We start from the raw sequence: 385 nt of genomic DNA on the forward strand, positions 1-385 counted from the left end.
TTTGTCTCGCCGGAGATCATGATCAGTGAGCGCCCTGCTGAAGCTGCCGATCGAGCAGTGCCGGGACATTGGGAGGGGGACCTTATCCTCGGTCTTGGCAGCTCGGCAATCGGAACGCTGGTCGAGCGCACGACGCGCTTTACGATGCTCTTGCACCTTCCACGGTTGGCGGGGCATGGCGAAGCTCCGCGCGCGAAGAACGGGCCAGCCCTTGCGGGACATGGGGCCGAAGCCGTGCGCGACGCGATCACGCGCACCATCATCACTTTGCCCGAAGAGCTGCGCCGTTCGCTAACCTGGGATCAGGGAGCCGAAATGGCTCAGCACGATCGTCTCAAGATCGATGCGGGTATCCAGGTCTACTTCTGCGACCCGCAAAGCCCAT

General features: G+C 62.6%; 1 protein-coding gene. It reads left to right on the plus strand.

Translation table 11 applies throughout. The features are described from left to right. Nucleotides 1-385 (plus strand): transposase (locus AC0L3K_RS40770; protein ID WP_473368228.1); only part of this gene is annotated, 385 nt, incomplete at both ends.

This window comes from Bradyrhizobium sp. MI1.10, from assembly GCF_055811035.1.